Source organism: Mannheimia sp. E30BD, from assembly GCF_041807785.1.
Classification (GTDB): domain Bacteria; phylum Pseudomonadota; class Gammaproteobacteria; order Enterobacterales; family Pasteurellaceae; genus Mannheimia.
On record NZ_JBGTYX010000047.1, the window covers coordinates 1 to 2585 of the forward strand.

General features: G+C 35.5%; 2 protein-coding genes and 2 pseudogenes. 3 read left to right on the forward strand and 1 reads right to left on the reverse strand.

Annotated features, from left to right (window positions below; genetic code table 11):
- Together ACERCG_RS12100 and ACERCG_RS12105 are read left to right on the forward strand one after the other, a co-directional pair.
- Positions 1-243, forward strand: a pseudogene (locus tag ACERCG_RS12100) (2-dehydro-3-deoxyphosphogluconate aldolase); the annotation flags it as partial.
- 190 nt (positions 244-433) lie between these two features.
- Complete coding sequence (locus ACERCG_RS12105) at positions 434-2008, forward strand: Fic family protein (protein WP_373612300.1); 1575 nt, start codon at positions 434-436, stop codon at positions 2006-2008.
- Positions 2009-2013: 5 nt separating this feature from the next.
- Here the strand turns inward: ACERCG_RS12105 and ACERCG_RS12110 are convergent, their stop codons facing one another.
- Positions 2014-2388: an FCD domain-containing protein gene (locus ACERCG_RS12110; RefSeq protein WP_373612301.1), complete on the reverse strand. Its 375-nt coding sequence runs from the start codon at positions 2386-2388 to the stop codon at positions 2014-2016.
- Between the two features lie 7 nt (positions 2389-2395).
- Here ACERCG_RS12110 and ACERCG_RS12115 point away from each other — a divergent pair.
- A pseudogene (locus ACERCG_RS12115) lies at positions 2396-2585 on the forward strand (sugar kinase); the annotation flags it as partial.

Below are 2585 nucleotides of genomic sequence, written 5' to 3' on the forward strand. Positions count from 1 at the left end.
AAATTTTTCCCAGCAGAAGCAAGTGGCGGGGTGAAAATGATTAAAGCCCTGCTTGGCCCTTACAGCAACTTACAAATTATGCCGACTGGTGGTATTTCACCGCAAAACATCAACGACTACCTTACTATTCCGAATGTGGTGGCGTGCGGTGGCTCTTGGTTTGTGGAGAAATCACTGATTAAGGCGCAGAAGTGGGAAGAGATTGGGGGTTTAGCAAGAGAAGTTGTGGAACTTGTTAAGTAATTTTTTAATTACACTCTTCCAATTAAAAACGTATGATTTGCTTAAGATCATACGTTTTTCTTCTTTGACTTTAATGCCGTCTAAATAATCCATTTATTGCAAAATATAATAAAAATAATCAATTCATTGCAACCATAATCAAGATTTGAGAAAATCATACATAAATAATCGATTTATGTAAGAGGTTGATATGAATTTAAAAAAACAAAATGTTGTTCAAGATCCTATCGGTGGACTATGGTTAGCGAACATAACTGAAACTGAAGCATTTCAACCTTTACCCGTAATCAGTGGTATAGCGGGAAGACGCTCCACTTTAAGGGAAATTGAAACTGGATTTAGGACGGAACTTTATCAAGAAAGCAGTCGCCCTGCTGATACTATTATTGCTCATCTACAATTTTATCTACGCAATGAAATCCCACATCTTGAGTTTTTACAGCGTCTATTTAAAAACATCGGTGCAACACATATACAAAACTGGATTAACCAAGAACCAACAGGGCAATATGCTAGACGAGCTGCCTTTCTATATGAATGGCTTACTGGTGATATGCTTTCTGTGCCGTATAATCTAGGAGGCAACTACATAGATGTACTAAATAGCGAAAAAGTAGTTACCGCATCTAAACATAAAATAGAAAAAAATGAACGTTGGAGAGTGAATAATAATCTAGCCGGAACCCCTGATTTCTGTCCAATTTTACTTAAAACAGAAAATTTTACTCAAGCAGCTGATCTAGATATTGCTGAGTTACTAAACAATCTCGTAGATGAATTTGGCGAGGAACTTATTCTGCGGTCTTCTGTATGGCTAACACTAAGAGAAAGTAAAGCCAGCTTTAAAATTGAAGGAGAAAGTAAACAAACCTCACGTATTCAGAGATTTGCTGATGTTATTGCTCGTTATACAGGGCAAGGGGAATTACCTATTAATCCAGAGCAGTTATCCAAGCTCCAACAATCTATTTTAGGCAATAAAACGATTTTAGGGGAATATGGAATAAGGCAATCACCTGTTTTTGTAGGGCAAACAATTCATTTTGATGAAGTGGTGCATTATATCGCTCCTCCTCATCAAACCTTGATAGCTAAATTGAAAGGATTACAACAATTTTGGCAGAAAACTGAAGGTCAATCTTCTATTATACGAAGTGCTGTTATTGCTTTTGGCTTCGTTTATATTCATCCTCTTGCTGATGGGAATGGAAGAGTTCACCGTTTCTTATTTAATGATATTTTAAGACGAGATGGCGTTCTGCCTGCTTCTATAATTCTACCTATCTCAGGGGTAATTGCCGAATCAGCAACTGAAAGACAATCCTATTTTGCCTTGTTAGATGAAATATCTAAGTTATTAATGCAAAATATTAGAGGAGACTATGCTTTTTCTAAAGAAAAAGTCAAATATGCTGACGGTATTACCTCAAATCTTATCTTTACAAATACAGAAAATGCAGAGCCTTTATGGCGTTTTCCAAATTTAACTAAACATGTTGAATACCTATCTCGGTTGATAAAACACGTTATTACTAACGATATGCATCAGGAATCTGCTTATTTACTTAATCATCAGAATGCAAGAGAAGCAATAAAAGAAATCATAGAAATGCCCAATCAATATGCTGATAGAATTATTCGTAGCATTTTACAAAATCAAGGACAACGCTCAAATAAACTTATTAAGGAATTTGAGTTTTTAGCCGATGATGATTTGTGGGAAAAGTTAAAAGCTGTAGTAAGAGATTGTTTTGAAAAATACTAGTCTCTTTAATTTAAGCAGATACTATCCATAAGTGATTTTCTAGCAGTTTGTAAATGTTTTCTTAATGCCGCAATAGCAGCCAAATCATCTTTAATCACAATTTTTACAATTAACGCTAAATGCTCTTCTACTGCAAGAATATTTCTTGCATGTAAATTCTTATTATCCCATTGATAATGAAAATGGAAAATAACAGAAATCAGTTCTATAAAGTCGTTTATAAATGGATTATCTGCAGCAGATAAAATAAGTGTATGTAATTTTCTATCTAACTCTGAAAAATCTCTATATTTCTCAATTATATTATCCCTAAGCTCTCGATGCTCTTGTAACAATACTTTCATTTCTATCCAGCGAATATCGTTCGCTGGTAAATTCATAACGCACGGTGTGAAAATCGCTTTTGACAGTAACTATCGCCCTAAACTGTGGGAAAGTGCTGAGACCGCTCAACAGCATTATGCTAACTTACTTTCCTTAGTCGATTTAGCCCTTGTTACCTTTGATGATGAACATCTGCTTTGGAGCGATGCGAACGAGCAAGCGACCCTTACCCGCCTTGCTCAATATGGCATCG

Bases quoted from the DNA above. Each gene is read 5' to 3' on its own strand.
- ACERCG_RS12110 (WP_373612301.1), bottom strand. From the start codon at position 2,388: ATGAATTTACCAGCGAACGATATTCGCTGGATAGAAATGAAAGTATTG.
- ACERCG_RS12105 (WP_373612300.1), top strand. From the start codon at position 434: ATGAATTTAAAAAAACAAAATGTTGTTCAAGATCCTATCGGTGGACTA.